Consider the following 18,885-nt stretch of genomic DNA (forward strand, 5'->3'; position numbering starts at 1 on the left):
CCGGGAGAGCGCTTGCTGCTCGCCGCTTTCCCTTCGCTCAAAGGCCGCGACGCGCCTGTCGGCGCAGCAGTCGCGCGCTATCCCAACCGGTCAGCAGCACGGCAATCCAGATGGGTCCGTAGGTCCAGATCTGCGCCGGGTTGAAAGCCTCGCCCAGGAACAATACGGCGATGGCGAATAGCAGCACCGGCTCGACGTAGCTCAGAATTCCGAACAGCCCCATTGGCAGCAGCCGGCTGGCCGCCATCATCGCGCCGAACGCCAGCGCGCTGATCAGCCCCAGCAGCGGCAGCAACGCCCATAGGCGCGGAAACTCCTCCAGCACCTTGCCGCTATCGGTCAGCCACAGGGTCGCCAGGGCGAACGGCAGCAGTACGATCATCTCGAACACGAAGCCCGAAAGCGAATCCACCGCCATCTTGCGGCGCAGCATGAAATACGGCGGATAGCCCAGCGCGGTGATCAGGGTGAACCAGGAGAAGGCACGGGTCAGCCACAGCTCGTGCAGCACGCCCAGCAGCGCGAAGGCGACCGCAATGGCCTGCAATGTGGTCAGGCGCTCGCCGTAGAATACCCGGCCGCACAGCACCATGGTCAGCGGCAGCAGGAAGTAGCCCAGCGACAGCTCCAGCGTGCGCCCGACCATGGGCGCCCAGATGAACACGCCCCACTGGATCAGCATCATCGCCGCCGTCAGCGGGAAGCACGCCAGCAGCCAGGGCTCACGCAGCAGGCGCCGCCCCGCGTCGCACAGCACGCCGCCCTGGCGGGTGAACAGCACCAGCAGCAGGACCATGGGAATCGACCAGACCACCCGGTGCGCGATCACCTGGATGCTGGTCAGCGGCTCCAGCGAATGGATATAACCCGGCAGGGTCACGAACAGCACGGAAGACGCCAGGGACAGCGCTACACCACGGCCGGAGATATTCATGCGAAACGCTCCCTCTGGCGACGCAGACCGAAACGGTTGACGCCCAGCGATGCCATAATGACCGCACCGCCCAGCGCAAGCCGCGGCAGGTCGGCGGCCTCGTTCCAGATCAGCAGGTTGATCAGCAGGCCCACCGGCACGTGCAGGTTATTCATCACCGCCAGGGTGCCGGCATCCACCAGCGTGCCGCCTTTGTTCCACCAGAACTGCCCCAGTGCGGTGGCCAGCAGGCCCATCCACACCAGCACGCCCCATTGCAGCTCGGTGGTTGGCAGCTTCTGCGGATTGCCGAACAGCAGCCAGCCCGGCAGCGCAATCAGCAGCGCACCGACGAAGAAGTAACCGAAGCGGCGGTACTGCGGGATGTCGGACGGATAACGTTGCACCAGGTGCTTGTAGAACACTTGGCCGGCCGCGAAGGTGGCATTGGCCAGTTGCAGCAACAGGAAGCCCTGTATGTAGTCGCCATTGACGCCGTCGTAACGGATGATCCCGGCACCCAGAACCGCCACAGCGGCCGCCAATAGCGCCCAAACGTTGAAGCGGCGGTTCAGCGCGTCATCGATCAGCGCCACATGCAGGGGCGTCAACACGGTAAACAGCAGCACCTCCGGCACCGTCAGCACGCGGAAGCTCTGGTAGAGGCAGACGTAGGTAATGCCGAACTGCAGCGCACCCGCCAGCATCACTCCGGCGATGAAGCGCGGATCGACACCGCGCCAGCGAGTCAGCGGCAGGAACACCAGAGCGGCCAGCACCACGCGGGTGAGTACGGCGAAATAGCTGTCGACCTGCCCGGCGAGGTATTCGCCGATCAGGCTGAAGGAAAACGCCCAGAGAACGGTGACAAAAAGCAGATAAGGCATGGAAAAGGCGACCGGAACGGGGCAGGCAACATAGCGTCAGACTCAGCGTAGGAAAAGCGCTGCGCGCCCGCGCCCTGCGAAAGGCAGAAACGAAAAAGGGCGACCGAAGTCGCCCTTTTCCTTGGATGGTGAATCAGGGATCAGCCCTGGTTCTCCATCTGAGCACGGATCAGATCACCGATAGTGGTCGGACCAGTGTTTTCTACGTCTTGCTTGGTGCGCAGTTCTTTCATCGCATCTTTCTCGTCATCAACGTCTTTCGACTTGATGGAGAGGGAGATGACGCGGCTCTTACGGTCGATGCTGATGATCTTGGCTTCGACTTCTTCGCCTTCTTTCAGAACGTTGCGAGCGTCTTCAACGCGGTCACGGCTGATTTCGGAGGCTTTCAGGATGCCTTCGATTTCGCCGCCCAGGCTGATGACAGCGCCTTTGGCGTCAACTTCCTTCACGGTACCGCGAACGATGGTGCCTTTCTCGTTGAGCGAGGCGTAGTTGGAGAACGGATCGTCTTCCAGCTGCTTGATGCCCAGGGAGATGCGCTCGCGTTCCGGATCAACGGAGAGGATGACGGTTTCCAGCTCGTCGCCCTTCTTGAAGCGGCGAACGGCTTCTTCGCCAACTTCGTTCCAGGAGATGTCGGACAGGTGAACCAGACCGTCGATGCCGCCTTCCAGGCCGATGAAGATACCGAAATCGGTGATCGACTTGATGGTGCCGGAGATCTTGTCGCCCTTGTTGAAGCGGCCGGAGAAGTCTTCCCACGGGTTGGACTTGCACTGCTTGATGCCCAGGGAGATACGACGACGCTCTTCGTCGATGTCCAGAACCTGAACTTCCACTTCGTCGCCAACCTGAACGACTTTCGACGGGTGGATGTTCTTGTTGGTCCAGTCCATTTCGGAGACGTGTACCAGGCCTTCCACGCCCTCTTCCAGCTCGGCGAAGCAGCCGTAGTCGGTGAGGTTGGTGACGCGCGCGGTAACACGGGTGCCTTCCGGGTAACGGGCTTTGATGGCAACCCATGGGTCTTCGCCCAGTTGCTTCAGGCCCAGGGATACGCGGTTGCGCTCGCGGTCGAACTTCAGAACCTTGACATCGATCTCGTCGCCAACGTTGACGATTTCCGACGGATGCTTGATACGCTTCCAGGCCATGTCGGTGATGTGCAGCAGACCATCGACGCCGCCCAGGTCAACGAACGCACCGTAGTCGGTGAGGTTCTTGACGATACCTTTGACCTGCTGGCCTTCCTGCAGCGATTCCAGCAGAGCTTCGCGCTCGGCGCTGTTTTCGGCTTCCAGGACGCTGCGACGGGAAACGACAACGTTGTTGCGCTTCTGGTCCAGCTTGATGACCTTGAACTCGAGCTCTTTGCCTTCCAGGTGAGTGGTATCACGCACCGGACGCACGTCGACCAGCGAACCCGGCAGGAACGCGCGGATGCCGTTGACGTCAACGGTGAAGCCACCCTTGACCTTGCCGTTGATGACGCCCTTGACCACTTCGTCGGCAGAGAAAGCAGCTTCCAGAACAATCCAGCTCTCGGCACGCTTGGCTTTTTCGCGGGACAGCTTGGTTTCACCAAAGCCATCTTCTACCGCGTCCAGCGCAACGTGGACTTCGTCACCCACATTGATGGTCAGCTCGCCCTGTTCGTTGTAGAACTGCTCGACCGGGATGACGCCCTCGGATTTCAGACCGGCATGGACGGTGACCCAGTCACCATCGATGTCGACCACGATGCCGGTGATGATCGCACCCGGCTGCATGTCGAGGGATTTCAGACTTTCTTCAAAGAGTTCTGCGAAGCTTTCGCTCATGTCTATACCTGTAGTCAAAGGCTTGTAAGCCCGATTCCGCGCCACCAGCGAACACGGTCAAGTGATGAAAAAGAAGCCAGCGGGATCAAGACTGGTATCCCGCCGGCCCCCTGTTGCGCCCGCCGAAACGGACACTCCACATTCAGATTTTAAGGGGACGCTTCGCTCAATATGGGCGAAACCCTCCCGATACAAGGTCTGGAATGGTAGCAATGGATACCGATTGCGTCAATCGGCGCCCCTGCCTTCCAAAGCCCTTCGCGACGCCAGCCTCATTCTTTTATTTTCGCCCAGCGCCAGAAACCGGGAGAGCCGCCCGTCAGATCCCTCCTGCAGAACAGCCCTCCGACATCCTTTCCCGAAAAGAAAAATCCCCGGCACGGCCGGGGATTTTTCGTTTCCGATCGATCAGTCGGCCAGCCCCAGCCGCGACACCTCGGCGAGGATGCTCTCCACCACCTCATCGATGCCCATCGAGGTGGAGTCCACCAGGATCGCCCCCTTGGCCGGCTTCAGCGGTGCCACGGCACGCTGGCTGTCACGCTCGTCGCGAGCACGGATTTCCTCTGCCAGCTGTGCCTGGTCGCTGTCGATGCCCTTGCCCTTGAGCTGAAGGTAGCGACGGCGGGCGCGCTCCTCGGCCGAAGCGGTGAGGAATATCTTCAGCGGGGCGCTGGGGAAGACCACGGTACCCATGTCGCGCCCGTCGGCCACCAGGCCCGGCGCCTCGAGGAAGGCGCGCTGGCGTTGCAGCAACGCATCGCGCACCGCCGGCAGGGCGGCGACTTGCGAGGCGCCGGCGCCGACCTGTTCGGTGCGGATGGTGTCGGTGACGTCTTCGCCTTCGAGGATGATGTGCTGGCCCTGCCCGCCCTTGGCGTGGGTGAACTGCACGTCAAGGTGAGCGGCCAGGACCTTGAGGGCTTCCTCGTTGGTCAGGTCGATGCCGTGGTTACCGGCGGCAAACGCCAGCAAGCGATACAGCGCACCGGAATCCAGCAGGTTCCAGCCCAGGCGCTTGGCCAGCAGGCCGGCGACGGTGCCCTTGCCCGAGCCGCTGGGGCCGTCGATGGCGAGGACCGGCCATTCGCCATTCATCAGTTCTTCTCCTCAGCGACGCGGATCCCTGCGCCGGACGCCAGCCCGAGGAAGTTCGGGAAGGAAGTCGCGACGTTGGCGCAGTCGTGGATGCGGATCGGCGCACCGGCACGCAGGGAAGCCACGCTGAAGGACATGGCAATGCGGTGGTCGCCGTGGCTCCAGACTTCGCCGCCGCCGTAGCTGCCGCCGTCGATGATGATGCCGTCCGGGGTCGGCTCGCACTTCACGCCCAGGGCCAGCAGGCCGTCGGCCATGACCTGGATGCGGTCGGATTCCTTCACCCGCAGCTCTTCCGCGCCGCGCAGGACGGTGCGGCCTTGCGCATTGGCGGCGGCGACGAAGAGGACCGGGAACTCGTCGATGGCCAGCGGCACCAGGTCTTCGGGGATATCGATGCCTTTGAGTTGGGCGGAACGCACGCGGATGTCGGCGACCGGCTCGCCGCCCACTTCACGCTGGTTTTCCAGGGTGATGTCGGCGCCCATGAGCTTGAGGATGTCGATGACGCCGGTGCGGGTCGGGTTGATGCCGACGTGCTCCAGAGTCAGGTCCGAACCTTCGGCGATGCTCGCGGCGACCAGGAAGAAAGCGGCGGAGGAAATGTCCGCCGGAACTTCGATGGAGGTGGCACTGAGCTTGTGGCCGGACTCGACGCGGGCGGTGGCGCCCTCGACGTCGACCGGGTAGCCGAAGCCGCGCAGCATGCGCTCGGTATGGTCGCGGGTCGGGGCCGGCTCGGTGGTGGAGGTTTCTCCGGCAGCGTAGAGGCCGGCGAGCAGCAGGCAGGATTTCACCTGGGCGCTGGCCATGGGCATGTCGTAGTGCATGCCGGTGAGTTTCTGACCGCCACGAATGGTCAGCGGCGGGCGGCCTTCGGGGCCGGTCTCGATCACCGCGCCCATTTCGCGCAGCGGCTTGGCGACACGGTTCATCGGGCGCTTGGACAGCGAGGCGTCGCCGGTCAGGGTGGTGTCGAACGGCTGGGCGGCGAGCAGGCCACTGAGCAGGCGCATGGAGGTGCCGGAGTTGCCCAGGTAGATCGGGCCGGGCGGCGTCTTCAAGCCATGCAGGCCGACGCCATGTACGGTCACGCGGCCGTGGTGCGGGCCTTCGATGACCACGCCCATGTCGCGGAAGGCCTGGATGGTGGCGAGGGCGTCCTCGCCCTCGAGGAAGCCTTCAACCTCGGTCGTGCCTTCGGCCAGCGAGCCGAGCATGATCGAGCGGTGCGAAATGGACTTGTCACCCGGTACGCGAACACGTCCGGAGAGGCGGCCACCCGGCTGGGCCAGGAAAATCAGGTCATTGTTGTGCATGGCGTCCACATAGGCCCGGCGGGCCAGGATTTTGCTGAAATGCTCGCGGGCAACGCGGGCGCGGGTGAAGACGCCCATCAGTTGTTGCCCGTCCCCTTTATCGACGGCCTCGCGCAGATCATCGAGGTCGTCACGGAATACGTCGAGGATGCGCAGCACCGCCTCGCGGTTGGCGAGGAAGATGTCGTGCCACATCACCGGGTCGCTGCCAGCGATCCGCGTGAAGTCGCGGAAGCCGCCAGCGGCATAGCGGAAGATTTCCAGATTCTCGCTGCGTTTGGCCAGTGAGTCGACCAGCGTGAAGGCCAGCAGGTGCGGCAGGTGGCTGGTGGCGGCGAGGACTTCGTCGTGGTGTTCGACGGCCATCTGCTCGACATCCGCACCCAGCTCGCGCCAGAGGCTTTCGACGCGCTGGATCGCGTCCGCGTCGGCATTATCCAGCGGAGTGAGGATGACTTTATGACGGCGGAACAGTTCTGCGTTGGCCGCTTCCACCCCGCTCTGCTCGGAGCCGGCAATGGGATGGCCGGGAATGAAGCGCGCCGGCATGCCGCCGAATACGGCTTTGGCCGCGCGCACCACGTTGCCCTTGGCACTGCCCACATCGGTGAGGATAGCGTTGCCGATGTCGAAGGTGGCGAGCTCGCCAAGGACCTTCTCCATGGCCAGGATCGGTACGGCGAGCTGGATCACGTCAGCGTCACGGCAACCGACGGCAAGGCTTTCCTCGCAGCGGTCGACTACGCCGAGCTCCACCGCCAGGCGGCGGGTTTGCGGGTCACGGTCGACGCCGACCACTTCCTCGAACAGGCCCTTCTGGCGGATGCCCTTGGCGAAGGAGCCGCCGATAAGGCCGAGCCCCACCACGACGAGGCGGCGAAGCTTGTGCGGCTGGGCATCAGGCACGGGCGAGCACCTTGGCCAGCGCTTCGAGGAAGCGGGCGTTCTCGGCCGGCAGGCCGATGGAGATGCGCAGGTGTTGTGGCATACCGTAGCCGCCTACCGGACGGACGATCACGCCTTCGGCGAGCAGAGCCTGGTAGACCGGTCCGGCATCGCGCTTGAGATCCACGGCAATGAAGTTGCCCTTGGAGGGAATCCACTGCAGGTCCAGCGCGCGCAACCCGTTTTCCAGCTGGGCCATGCCTTCGTCGTTGATGCGTTTGCCTTCGGCCAGGTACTGCGCGTCGTCCAGCGCGGCGCAGGCGGCGGCCAGGGCCAGGCTGTTGACATTGAACGGCTGGCGCACACGGTTGAGTACATCGGCCACCTGCGCCGAGGAGATCGCGTAGCCGACGCGCAGCGACGCCAGGCCATAGGCCTTGGAGAAGGTGCGCGAGACCAGCAGGTTCGGATAGCGGGCCAGGTACTTCAGGCCATCCGGCAGCTCTTCGCCTTCGGCGTATTCGATGTACGCCTCGTCGAGCACCACCAGGACACTCTGCGGAACCTGCGACAGGAAGCGCTCCAGCGCCTCAGGGCCGAACCAGGTGCCGGTGGGGTTGTTCGGGTTGGCGATGAAGACCACGCGGGTGTTGGCGTCGATGGCCGCCAGCATGGCTTCAAGATCATGGCCCCAGTCCTTGGCCGGCACGACCTTGCCCTGGGCGCCAACGGCCTGAGTGGAGATCGGGTAGACGGCGAAGGCGTACTGGCTGAACACCGCATTCAGGCCGGGCGCCAGGTAGGCGCGGGCCACCAGGTCAAGGATGTCGTTGGAGCCGTTGCCCAGGGTGACCTGCGCGGTGTCGACACCGCAGCGCTCGGCCAGGCGGGACTTCAGCTCGAAGCCATTGCCATCGGGGTAGCGGGTCAGTTCGGCCAGTTCGGCGCGGATGGCCTCGAGGACCTTCGGGCTCGGGCCCAGCGGATTCTCGTTGCTGGCCAGCTTGACGATGCCGGCGGGGTCGAGCTTCAGCTCGCGGGCCAGTTCGTCGACCGGTTTGCCCGGTACGTAAGGGGATAGCTTCTGCACGCCCGGCTGGGCTAGGGCAAGGAAATCACAGCTCATGGGGCATCTCTCTCGAGTGGGGCCGCTCAGAATGAGTCGATGTAACCGGCGACCACCATGTAATTGCAGATGCGGTCGACCGCTTCCTCGACCGTCAACGTGGATGTATCGATGGTGAGTTCCGCGGCCTCCGGGACTTCGAACGGGGAGTCGATACCGGTGAACTGCTTCAACTCGCCGGCTCGCGCCTTGCGATAGAGCCCCTTGGGGTCGCGCTCTTCGCAGACACTCAGCGGGGTGGAAACGTGAACCTCGACAAAGCACTCGGGCAGCAAGGCACGGACAAGGTCGCGGTCGGCCCGGAACGGCGAGATGAACGCCGCAATGGCGATCAGCCCCGCATCCACCATCAGCGCGCCCACCTCGCCTACCCGGCGGATATTCTCGCAGCGGTCTTCGGCACTGAAGCCCAGGTCACGATTGAGGCCGTGGCGGAGGTTGTCGCCATCGAGCAGGGAGGTATGCCGGCCACACGCATGCAGTCGATGTTCGAGAGCGTCGGCGATCGTCGACTTGCCGGAGCCGCTCAGTCCCGTCAGCCAGATCAGGCATGGACGCTGCCCCTTGATCCATGAGCGGCTCTTGCGATCGATCACCGACGGCTGCCAGCGAATATTGCGACTGCTGGGCATCAGAGCACGGCCTTGGGATAGGAACCCAGCACCTTCAGGGCAACGGCTTCGCTGTTGATCTTCTCCAGCACGTCCTTGATCAGCGGATCCTTGTGGTGGCCTATGAAATCGATGAAGAACACGTAGGTCCACTTGCCGCTGCGCGACGGGCGGGTCTCGATACGGGTCAGGTCGATGCCGTTGTTGTGGAACGGCACCAGCAGCTCGTGCAGCGCGCCCGGCTTGTTGCGCATGGAGACGATGATGGAGGTCTTGTCGTCGCCGGTGGGCGGCACTTCCTGGTTGCCGATCATGAGGAAGCGCGTGGAGTTGTCCGGGCGGTCCTCGATCTTCTCGTGCAGCTTGTCCAGGCCGTACAGGCTGGCTGCCATGTCGCCGGCAATCGCCGCACTGTTCCACTCGCTCTTCACCCGCTTGGCGGCATCGGCGTTGCTGGAGACCGCCACGCGCTCGACGTTCGGGTAGTGCGCGTCCAGCCACTTGCGGCACTGGGCCAGGGATTGGGCGTGGGAATAGATGCGGGTGATGTTGCTGGTCTTGGTGTTCTCGCCCACCAGCAGGTGGTGGTGGATGCGCAGCTCCACCTCGCCGCAGATCACCAGGTCGTGCTCGAGGAAACTGTCGAGGGTGTGGTTGACCGCGCCCTCGGTGGAGTTTTCCACCGGCACTACGCCGAAGTTCACCGCACCGGCGGCGACTTCACGGAACACTTCGTCGATGGCGGCCATCGGCGTGCTGATCACTGCATGGCCGAAGTGCTTGAGCGCCGCGGCCTGGGTGAAGGTGCCTTCCGGACCGAGATACGCCACTTTCAGCGGCTGCTCCAGGGCCAGGCAGGAGGACATGATCTCGCGGAACAGACGAGCGACTTCCTCGTTGTCCAGCGGGCCCTTGTTCAGCTCCATGATGTGCTTGAGCACCCAGGCCTCGCGCTCGGGCCGGTAGAACACCGGCTTCTCGCCTTCGGGCAGGGCGGCCATCTTCACGCGCGCCACGTCGGTGGCGCAGCGGGCGCGTTCGCTGATCAGCTCGAGGATCTTCTCGTCGAGGCTGTCGATGCGTACGCGCAAAGCCTTGAGCTGGTCAGCGTCGCTCATCAGCCGTGCTCCTTCTCGAACTCGGCCATGTAGCCGACCAGGGCTTCGATGGCGTCCAGGCCCAGGGCGTTATAGATGGAGGCACGCATGCCGCCCACCGAACGGTGGCCTTTCAGGTTGAGCAGGCCGCGCGCATCGGCGCCTTCGAGGAAGGCCTTGTCGAGCTTCTCGTCGGCCAGGCGGAACGGCACGTTCATCCAGGAGCGGGCGCTGGGCTGGATCGGGTTGGTGTAGAAGTCGCTGCTGTCGATGAAGCCGTACAGCATGTCCTTCTTCGCGCGGTTGCGCTTCTCCATCGCCTCGACGCCGCCCTGCTCCTTCAGCCACTGGAAGACCAGGCCGGAGAGGTACCAGGAGTAGGTCGCCGGGGTGTTGTACATGGAGCCGTTATCGGCGGCGACCTTGTAGTTGAGCATGGTCGGGCAGATGCTGCGGGCGCGGCCCAGCAGGTCTTCGCGAACGATGACAACGACCAGGCCCGACGGCCCGATGTTCTTCTGCGCGCCGGCATAGATCAAGCCGAACTTCGACACGTCGGTCGGGCGCGAGAGGATGTCCGAGGACATGTCCACCACCAGCGGGACATCACCGACTTCGGGAATCCAGTCGAATTCCAGGCCGCCGATGGTCTCGTTGGACGCGTAGTGCAGGTAAGCCGCGTCCTTGGACAGGTTCCACTCGTTCTGCCCGGGGATGGCGAAATAGTCGTACTTGGATGCGCTGGCAACCACGTTGACGTTGCCGTAGCGGCGAGCCTCTTCGATGGCCTTCTTCGACCAGATGCCGGTTTCCACATAATCCGCCACGCCGTCTTCGGGCAGCAGGTTCAGCGGGATCTCGGCGAACTGCTGGCTGGCGCCGCCCTGCAGGAACAGCACCTTGTAGTTCGATGGCACGCCCATCAGGTCGCGCAGGTCCTGCTCGGCCTTCTCGGCGATGGCCACGTAGTCGTCGCTACGGTGGCTCATTTCCATGACCGACAGGCCCTTGCCCTGCCAATCCAGCAGTTCGGCGCGGGCGCGCTCCAGCACCTCGGTGGGAAGCGCCGCGGGACCGGCGCAGAAGTTAAAGGCTCGCTTGCTCACATCCACTCTCGCTATCAGTCTTCGCTGGCCTGCGGGGCTTCTTCAGCCGCAGCTTCGCCTGCTTCTGGGTTCTCGTCCGACACTTCGCCTTCGATGATCTCGCCGTCGATGACGTCGTCGTCTTCTTCCACCACGGTCGGCTCCTGCACCCGCTCCAGGCCAACGACGGTCTCGTCGGCGGCCAGCTTGATGAGGATCACGCCCTGGGTGTTACGGCCGGCGCCGCGGACTTCGTCGACACGGGTACGCACCAGGGTGCCCTGGTCGGAAATCAGCATGATTTCCTCGCCGTCCAGCACCTGCACGGCGCCCACCAGGTTGCCGTTACGCTCGTTGATCACCATGGCGATCACGCCCTGGCCGCCACGGCCGCGACGCGGGTAGTCGGCCAGCGGGGTGCGCTTGCCGTAACCGCGCTCGGAGGCGCTGAGGATCTGCGCTTCGCGGCACTCGGGGATCAGCATGGAAATGATGCGCTGGCCTTCGCCCAGGCGCATGCCGCGCACGCCACGGGCGTTACGGCCCATGATGCGCACCTTGCTTTCCTTGAAGCGGATCACCTTGCCGGCATTGGAGAACATCATCACGTCCTTCGAACCGTCGGTGATGGCGGCGGCGATCAGCGAGTCGCCCTCTTCCAGCTTCAGGGCGATCAGGCCGTTGGAGCGCGGCTTGGTGAACTGGATCAGCGGGGTTTTCTTCACGGTGCCTTTCATGGTGGCCATGAAGATGTACGCGCCGGTCGGCTCGTCCTGGCTGAAGTCGGCGTCGTCGCCCTCTTCGGCCTCTTCGGCTTCCACCACTTCGGCAACCTGCTCGGCGACCACGTCATCGTCATCGGCTTCGTCACCGGCAAACTGGGCGCGCACGGCTTCCAGGTCGATCTGCAGCATCGCGGTGATGCGCTCGCCCTCATCCAGCGGCAACAGGTTCACCAGCGGACGGCCGCGGGCGGTACGGGAGGCTTCCGGGATCTCGAAGGTGCGCAGCCAGTAGACCTTGCCCTTGCTGGAGAACAGCAGCAGCGTGGCATGGCTGTTGGCGACCAGCAGGTGCTCGATATAGTCCTCGTCCTTCACGCCACTGGCGGACTTGCCCTTGCCACCGCGACGCTGGGCCTCATAGGCGGCCAGCGGCTGGGACTTGGCGTAGCCGCCGTGGGAGATGGTCACCACGCGCTCTTCTTCGGTAATCAGGTCGGCGATGGTCAGGTCCATCTGCGACGCGACGATCTCGGTGCGCCGGGCGTCGCCGAACTCGGCCTTGACCTTCTCCAGCTCCTCGCGGATGACTTCCATCAGGCGCTCGGGGTTGGTCAGGATGCGGATCAGCTCGCCGATCAGGGTAAGGATTTCCTGGTACTCGGACAGGAGCTTCTCGTGCTCCAGGCCGGTCAGGCGGTGCAGGCGCAGCTCCAGGATGGCCTGGGCCTGCTCCGGCGACAGGAAGTACTTGCCGTCACGCAGGCCGTACTGCGGGTCCAGGTCTTCCGGACGGCAGGCATCGGCGCCGGCACGCTCGACCATGGCCTCCACGGCGCTGGATTCCCAGCCGGTGGCGATCAGACGCTCCTTGGCTTCGGCTGGGGTCGGCGAAGTCTTGATCAGCTCGATCACCGGGTCGATGTTCGACAGGGCGACGGCCTGGCCTTCGAGGATGTGGCCGCGCTCGCGGGCCTTGCGCAGCTCGTAGACGGTCCGGCGGGTCACCACTTCACGGCGGTGACGGATGAACACCTCGAGCATGTCCTTGAGGTTCATCGTGCGTGGCTGGCCATCGACCAGGGCCACCACGTTGATGCCGAAGACGCTCTGCAGCTGGGTCTGGGCGTAGAGGTTGTTCAGCACCACCTCGCCCACTTCCCCGCGGCGCAGCTCGATGACCACACGCATGCCGTCCTTGTCGGACTCGTCGCGCAGCTCGGTGATGCCTTCGATCTTCTTCTCTTTCACCAGCTCGGCGATCTTCTCGATCAGGCGGGCCTTGTTCAGCTGGTAGGGCAGTTCGGTGATGATGATCTGCTGGCGGTTGCCGCCCTTCTCCATGTCCTCGATGGTGGCGCGGGCACGGATATAGACGCGGCCACGGCCGGTGCGATAAGCCTCGATGATGCCCGCACGGCCGTTGATGATGCCCGCGGTCGGGAAGTCCGGGCCGGGGATGTACTGCATCAGGTCATCGATGGACAGCTCGGGGTTGTCCATCAGCGCCAGACAGCCGTCGATCACCTCGGTGAGGTTGTGCGGCGGAATGTTGGTCGCCATGCCTACGGCGATACCGCTGGAGCCGTTGACCAGCAGGTTCGGGATCTTGGTCGGCATGACCGCCGGAATCTGCTCGGTGCCGTCGTAGTTGGGCACCCAGTCGACGGTTTCCTTGTCCAGGTCCGCCAGCAGCTCATGGGCAAGCTTGGCCATGCGCACTTCGGTGTATCGCATGGCTGCGGCGTTGTCGCCGTCCACCGAACCGAAGTTGCCCTGGCCGTCGACCAGCATGTAGCGCAACGAGAAAGGCTGAGCCATGCGGACGATGGTGTCGTACACCGCGGTGTCGCCGTGCGGGTGGTACTTACCGATCACGTCGCCGACCACACGGGCGGACTTCTTGTAGGGCTTGTTCCAGTCGTTGCCCAGTTCGCTCATGGCGTACAGGACGCGGCGATGCACGGGCTTCAAGCCGTCGCGCGCATCGGGCAGGGCACGACCGACGATCACGCTCATGGCGTAATCGAGGTAGGACTGTCGGAGTTCGTCTTCGATGTTGACCGGGAGGATTTCTTTGGCCAGTTCGCCCATGAGAAGCCTGGTTCCTTTTTCAAATGGGACTCCGCCAAGCCCGTCCTGAGCCCGGCGGAGCGCGGTGCGCCATCAAAGCGCCACCGACTCTCTACAAATCAACGACTTGGCCGCTGATCCGCGATGCTGTGGGGGGCGAAAAAAAGCCCCATCAAGAACCGTCGGAGCTTACCACAAGCCAGGGTCAAACCCTACCCTCGGCCAAGCCCCACGATGAATTGCCGCAGCCCTCGTCAGTGCAGGCGCTTGCGGCTCATCAGCTGCGCCATCCGCTCGATGTCCGGACGCTCGACGACACCCCGCTCGGTCACGATGGCATCGATCAGATCAGCCGGAGTCACGTCGAATACCGGATTGAAGGCTTCGACGTCAGCGGCGACACGTTTGCCGTCGATTTCCAGAAGTTCGCGACCGTCGCGCTCCTCGATCGGAATGTCCTCGCCACTTTCCAGGCCCATGTCGATGGTCGAACTGGGCGCCACCACCATGAAGCGCACGCCGTGGTGCATGGCGGTGACCGCCAGCTGGTAGGTGCCGATCTTGTTGGCCACGTCGCCATTGGCGGTGATGCGGTCGGCGCCGACTATGACCCAGGTGATACTTTCGGTCTTCATCAGATGCGCGGCCGCCGCATCCACGTTCAGGGTGACCGGCACGCCTTCGTTGGCAAGCTCCCACGCGGTCAGGCGGGCGCCCTGCAGCCAGGGGCGGGTCTCGTCGGCGTAGACACGCTCGATCAGCCCCTCCAGGTGCGCCGCGCGCAGCACGCCCAGCGCGGTACCGAAGCCGCCGGTGGCCAGGGCGCCGGTGTTGCAGTGGGTGAGGATCTTCTGCGGGCCGCCGTGATGCTTGCGGATCAGGTCCACGCCCAACTGGGCCATGGTCAGGTTCGCCTCGCGGTCGCTTTCATGGATGGCTACAGCCTCGGCTTCCAGCAGCGGCAGCGGGTCTTCGCCTGGTTTCAGGCGCTCCAGGCGGTCGCGCATGCGGTTCAGCGCCCAGAACAGGTTGACCGCGGTCGGGCGCGACTCCGCCAGCACGGTGAAGTCGTCTTCCAGCGCCGCGCGCCAGTCACCGCCGGCCGCTACGCGGGCGCGCAGGCCCAGCACCAGGCCGTAGGCGGCAGCGATGCCGATGGCCGGCGCACCGCGCACGACCATCTGGCGAATGGCGTCAGCCACGCCCTCGACGGTCTCGTAGGACAGCCAGGTTTCCTCCAGCGGCAGCAGGCGCTGGTCCAGCAGACGGAGTGTGCCCTTGCGCCAATCAATGGCCGTGACCCGTTCGGCCGCCAACAGTCGCTCACGCATGGAACACCTCTTCATTTCAATGGAATCGCGGGCCGCTCCGGCACCACGGAAATCGCCCCGGAAACACCGGGAAACGGCGGAGTATACCGAGCCTGAAGCCCTGGCGCTCGGCTATACTCGGCGCCTTTATCCACGCGCCCAGGATGCGCTTCATGCCGACCGAAAAAGCCCCGCTCGACCTGCTGCTCTTCCCCACCTGGATCGTCCCCGTCGAGCCCGCCGGCGTGGTCCTGCGCGATCACGGCCTGGGCATCCGCGACGGCCGCATCGCCCTGCTCGCCCCGCGCGCCGAGGCGCTGCGCCATCCGGCCACGGAAACCCGCGAGCTGCCGGGCATGCTGCTCTCCCCCGGCCTGATCAACGCCCACGGCCACGCGGCAATGAGCCTGTTCCGCGGCCTGGCGGACGACCTGGCGCTGATGACCTGGCTGCAGGAACACATCTGGCCGGCGGAGGCGAAGTGGGTCGGCGAGGACTTCGTCCGTGATGGCACCGAGCTGGCCATCGCCGAGCAGCTCAAGGGCGGCATCACCTGCTTCTCGGACATGTACTTCTTCCCGCAGGTCGCCTGCGAGGTCGTGCACAAGGCCGGCGTGCGCGCGCAGATCAGTGTACCGGTGCTGGACTTCCCGGTACCCGGCGCCCGCGACGCCGACGAGGCGATCCGCCAGGGTCTGGCACTGCGCGACGACCTCAAGCATCACCCACGCATCAAGGTGGCGTTCGGCCCGCACGCGCCCTACACAGTCAGCGACGCCAAGCTGGAGAACATCCTGATGCTCGCCGAGGAGTTGGACGCCGGCATTCATATGCACGTCCACGAAACCGCCTTCGAGGTCCAGCAGGCGCTGGAGAAGGACGGCGAGCGACCACTGGCCCGCCTGCATCGCCTGGGCCTGCTCGGCCCGCGCTTCCAGGCCGTGCACATGACCCAGGTGAACGACGAGGACCTGGCCATGCTGGTGGAAACCAACAGCTCGGTGGTGCATTGCCCCGAATCCAACCTCAAGCTGGCCAGCGGCTTCTGCCCGGTGGAACGCCTCTGGCAGGCCGGCGTCAATGTCGCCATCGGCACCGACGGCGCGGCCAGCAACAACGACCTCGACCTGCTCGGCGAGACCCGCACCGCCGCCCTGCTGGCCAAGGCCGTGGCCGGCCAGGCCACCGCGCTGGACGCCCATCGTGCGCTGCGCATGGCCACCCTGAACGGCGCCCGCGCGCTGGGCATGGAGCAGGAAACCGGCAGCCTGGAGCTGGGCAAGTCCGCCGATATCACCGCCTTCGATCTTTCCGGCCTCGCCCAGCAACCGGTATATGAGCCGGTTTCCCAGCTGATCTATGCCAGCGGCCGCGACTGCGTGCGCCACGTCTGGGTCGGGGGCAAGCAACTGCTGGACAACGGCAAGCTCACCCGCCTGGACGAAGAGCGCCTGATCGCCGTCGCCGGCGAGTGGGGCCGCAGGATCGCCGGCGCCTGAGCCCTGACCTTCCTGTCGCAGCGGCGACACGGGCCGCCGCTGCGACAATCTGTCATGCCGCGCCCCATCCATTCCGCGAAGCTGGCATCATAGTCAGCCTTCGTTTCCAGCTTTTTGATCAATAGGGACACCATGAGCAACGTCGACCACGCCGAGATCGCCAAATTCGAGGCCCTCGCCCACCGCTGGTGGGACCGCGAAAGCGAGTTCAAGCCCCTGCACGACATCAACCCGCTGCGGGTCAACTGGATCGACGAGCGCGTCAGCCTCGCCGGCAAGAAGGTGCTCGACGTCGGCTGCGGTGGCGGCATCCTCAGCGAAGCCATGGCCCAGCGCGGCGCCACCGTGACCGGTATCGACATGGGCGAAGCGCCCCTGGCGGTCGCCCAGCTGCACCAGCTGGAATCCGGGGTGCCGGTGGAATACCGCCGCATCACCGCCGAGGAACTGGCCGAGGAGATGCCCGAGCAGTTCGACGTGGTGACCTGCCTGGAGATGCTCGAACACGTGCCGGACCCGGCCTCGGTCATCCGCGCCTGCTACAGGATGGTCAAGCCCGGCGGCCAGGTGTTCTTCTCCACCATCAACCGCAATCCGAAAGCCTACCTGTTCGCCATCGTCGGCGCGGAATACGTGATGCGCCTGCTGCCGCGCGGCACCCACGACTTCAAGAAATTCATCCGCCCCTCCGAACTGGGCGCCTGGTCGCGTGACGCGGGCCTTGCAGTCAAGGACATCATCGGCCTGACCTACAACCCGCTGACCAAGCACTACAAGCTGGCCAACGACGTCGACGTCAACTACATGATCCAGACCCTGCGCGAGGAGTGAATCGCATGCTCAGAGCGGTTCTCTTCGACATGGACGGCACGCTGCTGGACACCGCGCCGGACTTCATCGCCGTATGCCAGGCGATGCTCAAGGCCCATGGCCGTGCGCCGATCGATGACCAGCGCATCCAGGACGTGGTCTCCGGTGGCGCCCGCGCCATGGTCGCCGCGACCTTCGACATGGACCCGGAAGCCCCTGGCTTCGAGGCCCTGCGCCAGGAGTTCCTCGACCGCTACCAGGAGCATTGCGCCGTTTTCACCCGCCCCTACGACGGCATGGCCGAGCTGCTGGAGAACATCGAGCAGTCGCGCCTGATCTGGGGCGTGGTGACCAACAAGCCGGTGCGCTTCGCCGCGCCGATCATGGAGCAACTGGGCCTGGCCGAGCGCTCGGCCGTGCTGGTCTGCCCGGACCACGTGAAGAACAGCAAGCCGGACCCGGAAATGCTCCTGCTGGCCTGCAGCCAGCTGAAGGTCGACCCATCCGAAGTGCTGTTCATCGGTGACGACCTGCGCGACATCGAGTCGGGCCGCGCCGCCGGGACCAAGACCGCAGCCGTGCGCTACGGCTACATCCACCCGGACGACAACCCCGCGCACTGGGGCGCCGACGTCATCGTCGATGCGCCCCGCGATCTGCTGGCAGTTCTCGACCGCGCCCTCTGCTCCTGCTGAGCCCCATTCCCGCGAGCCCGTCGTGTACCGCACTGACGGGCTCCGCCAAGGAGAAACCATGTTCGACTATTCCGCCCGCCCCGACCTGCTCAAGGACCGCGTGATCCTGGTGACCGGCGCCGGCCGCGGTATCGGCCGGGCCGCCGCGCTTGCCTACGCAGCCCACGGCGCCACCTTGCTGCTGCTGGGCAAGACCGAGGATTACCTCAACGAGGTCTATGACCTGATCGTCGCCGCCGGCCATCCCGAACCGGTGGTGATTCCGCTGAACCTGGAAACCACCCTGCCGCACCAGTATGACGAGCTGGCAGCCATGATCGAGAAGGAGTTCGGCAGGCTCGACGGCCTGCTGCACAACGCCTCCATCCTCGGTCTGCGTTCGCCCATCGAGCAGATTTCTACCGACAATTTCACCCGCGTCATGCAGGTGAACGTCAACGCCATGTTCAGCCTCACCCATACTCTGCTGCCGCTGCTCAAGCTCTCCGAGGATGCCTCGGTAGTCTTCACCTCCAGCAGCGTCGGCCGTAAGGGCCGCGCTTACTGGGGCGCCTACGCGGTGTCGAAGTTCGCTACCGAAGGCCTGATGCAGGTGCTGGCGGACGAGTGCGAGGACATCACCCGCGTGCGCGCCAACAGCGTCAACCCCGGCGCCACCCGCACCGCCATGCGCGCCCACGCCTACCCGGGCGAGAACGCCTACAACAACCCCGCGCCCGAAGAGATCATGCCGGTCTACCTGTACCTGATGGGCCCGGACAGCAAGGGTGTGAACGGCCAGGCCTTCAACGCCCAGGACTGATTTCCACCGCACAAATCGGTACTGACGTACCAGCGGCGTCGAGGTGCAGCCCAGCAACGACGCCGCTTCCCGCCATTTTTCTGGCTCCGTCCCACTCACTGCTCCGGCAAAGTGCCACTACTTCGCCAGA

Annotated in this window: 15 protein-coding genes; 4 read left to right on the forward strand and 11 right to left on the reverse strand. The window is 64.7% G+C overall.

The genetic code is table 11. The features are described from left to right. Positions 1 to 37 precede the first annotated feature (37 nt). The 11 genes from rarD to mtnA form a co-directional block, all read right to left on the reverse strand. Complete coding sequence (rarD, locus tag MJ122_RS28505; protein WP_239747015.1) at positions 38 to 934, reverse strand: EamA family transporter RarD; 897 nt, start codon at positions 932 to 934, stop codon at positions 38 to 40. Continuing rightward, a complete protein-coding gene (locus MJ122_RS28510; protein ID WP_239747016.1) occupies positions 931 to 1,800 on the reverse strand; it encodes a carboxylate/amino acid/amine transporter in 870 nt (289 codons plus the stop codon). The genes rarD and MJ122_RS28510 overlap by 4 nt, the downstream gene beginning before the upstream one ends. Positions 1,801 to 1,940: 140 nt before the next feature. Next, on the reverse strand, positions 1,941 to 3,623 hold the full coding sequence (gene rpsA, locus MJ122_RS28515; protein WP_088418006.1) for a 30S ribosomal protein S1: 1,683 nt from the start codon (positions 3,621 to 3,623) through the stop codon (positions 1,941 to 1,943). A gap of 408 nt (positions 3,624 to 4,031) precedes the next feature. Further along, complete coding sequence (cmk, locus tag MJ122_RS28520) at positions 4,032 to 4,721, reverse strand: (d)CMP kinase (protein ID WP_088418005.1); 690 nt, start codon at positions 4,719 to 4,721, stop codon at positions 4,032 to 4,034. Then, on the reverse strand, positions 4,721 to 6,946 hold the full coding sequence (locus MJ122_RS28525; RefSeq protein ID WP_239747017.1) for a bifunctional prephenate dehydrogenase/3-phosphoshikimate 1-carboxyvinyltransferase: 2,226 nt from the start codon (positions 6,944 to 6,946) through the stop codon (positions 4,721 to 4,723). Before MJ122_RS28525 ends, cmk begins: the two co-directional genes overlap by 1 nt. Further along, entirely contained in the window at positions 6,939 to 8,051 is a 1,113-nt protein-coding gene (gene hisC / locus MJ122_RS28530; RefSeq protein ID WP_239747018.1) for a histidinol-phosphate transaminase, read from the reverse strand. Before hisC ends, MJ122_RS28525 begins: the two co-directional genes overlap by 8 nt. A 26-nt stretch (positions 8,052 to 8,077) precedes the next feature. Further along, entirely contained in the window at positions 8,078 to 8,683 is a 606-nt protein-coding gene (cysC, locus tag MJ122_RS28535; protein ID WP_088418002.1) for an adenylyl-sulfate kinase, read from the reverse strand. Then, positions 8,683 to 9,780, reverse strand: a complete 1,098-nt coding sequence (gene pheA, locus MJ122_RS28540) for a prephenate dehydratase (protein ID WP_088418001.1) — start codon at positions 9,778 to 9,780, stop codon at positions 8,683 to 8,685. The genes cysC and pheA overlap by 1 nt, the downstream gene beginning before the upstream one ends. Further along, positions 9,780 to 10,865 carry a 3-phosphoserine/phosphohydroxythreonine transaminase gene (gene serC, locus MJ122_RS28545; RefSeq protein WP_239747019.1) on the reverse strand — a complete coding sequence of 362 codons (1,086 nt, stop codon included), beginning with the start codon at positions 10,863 to 10,865 and terminating at the stop codon, positions 9,780 to 9,782. Before serC ends, pheA begins: the two co-directional genes overlap by 1 nt. Before the next feature lie 14 nt (positions 10,866 to 10,879). Next, positions 10,880 to 13,660: a DNA gyrase subunit A gene (gene gyrA / locus MJ122_RS28550; protein WP_088417999.1), complete on the reverse strand. Its 2,781-nt coding sequence runs from the start codon at positions 13,658 to 13,660 to the stop codon at positions 10,880 to 10,882. Positions 13,661 to 13,893: 233 nt separating this feature from the next. Further along, a complete protein-coding gene (gene mtnA / locus MJ122_RS28555) occupies positions 13,894 to 14,970 on the reverse strand; it encodes an S-methyl-5-thioribose-1-phosphate isomerase (protein ID WP_239747020.1) in 1,077 nt (358 codons plus the stop codon). Between the two features lie 152 nt (positions 14,971 to 15,122). On the opposite strand from mtnA, the gene MJ122_RS28560 reads away from it, so the two are divergent. From MJ122_RS28560 to MJ122_RS28575, 4 genes are all read left to right on the forward strand, one after another. Further along, positions 15,123 to 16,448: a TRZ/ATZ family hydrolase gene (locus MJ122_RS28560; protein ID WP_239747021.1), complete on the forward strand. Its 1,326-nt coding sequence runs from the start codon at positions 15,123 to 15,125 to the stop codon at positions 16,446 to 16,448. 132 nt (positions 16,449 to 16,580) lie between these two features. Beyond that, positions 16,581 to 17,279: a bifunctional 2-polyprenyl-6-hydroxyphenol methylase/3-demethylubiquinol 3-O-methyltransferase UbiG gene (ubiG, locus tag MJ122_RS28565; protein WP_017517979.1), complete on the forward strand. Its 699-nt coding sequence runs from the start codon at positions 16,581 to 16,583 to the stop codon at positions 17,277 to 17,279. Next, positions 17,276 to 17,953 carry an N-acetylmuramic acid 6-phosphate phosphatase MupP gene (gene mupP, locus MJ122_RS28570; RefSeq protein WP_239747022.1) on the forward strand — a complete coding sequence of 226 codons (678 nt, stop codon included), beginning with the start codon at positions 17,276 to 17,278 and terminating at the stop codon, positions 17,951 to 17,953. Before ubiG ends, mupP begins: the two co-directional genes overlap by 4 nt. Positions 17,954 to 18,011: 58 nt before the next feature. After that, complete coding sequence (locus MJ122_RS28575) at positions 18,012 to 18,755, forward strand: YciK family oxidoreductase (protein WP_239747023.1); 744 nt, start codon at positions 18,012 to 18,014, stop codon at positions 18,753 to 18,755. Positions 18,756 to 18,885: the final 130 nt, after the last annotated feature.

It is taken from the genome of Pseudomonas sp. DP-17, assembly GCF_022380625.1.
Lineage (GTDB): Bacteria > Pseudomonadota > Gammaproteobacteria > Pseudomonadales > Pseudomonadaceae > Pseudomonas > Pseudomonas nitroreducens_A.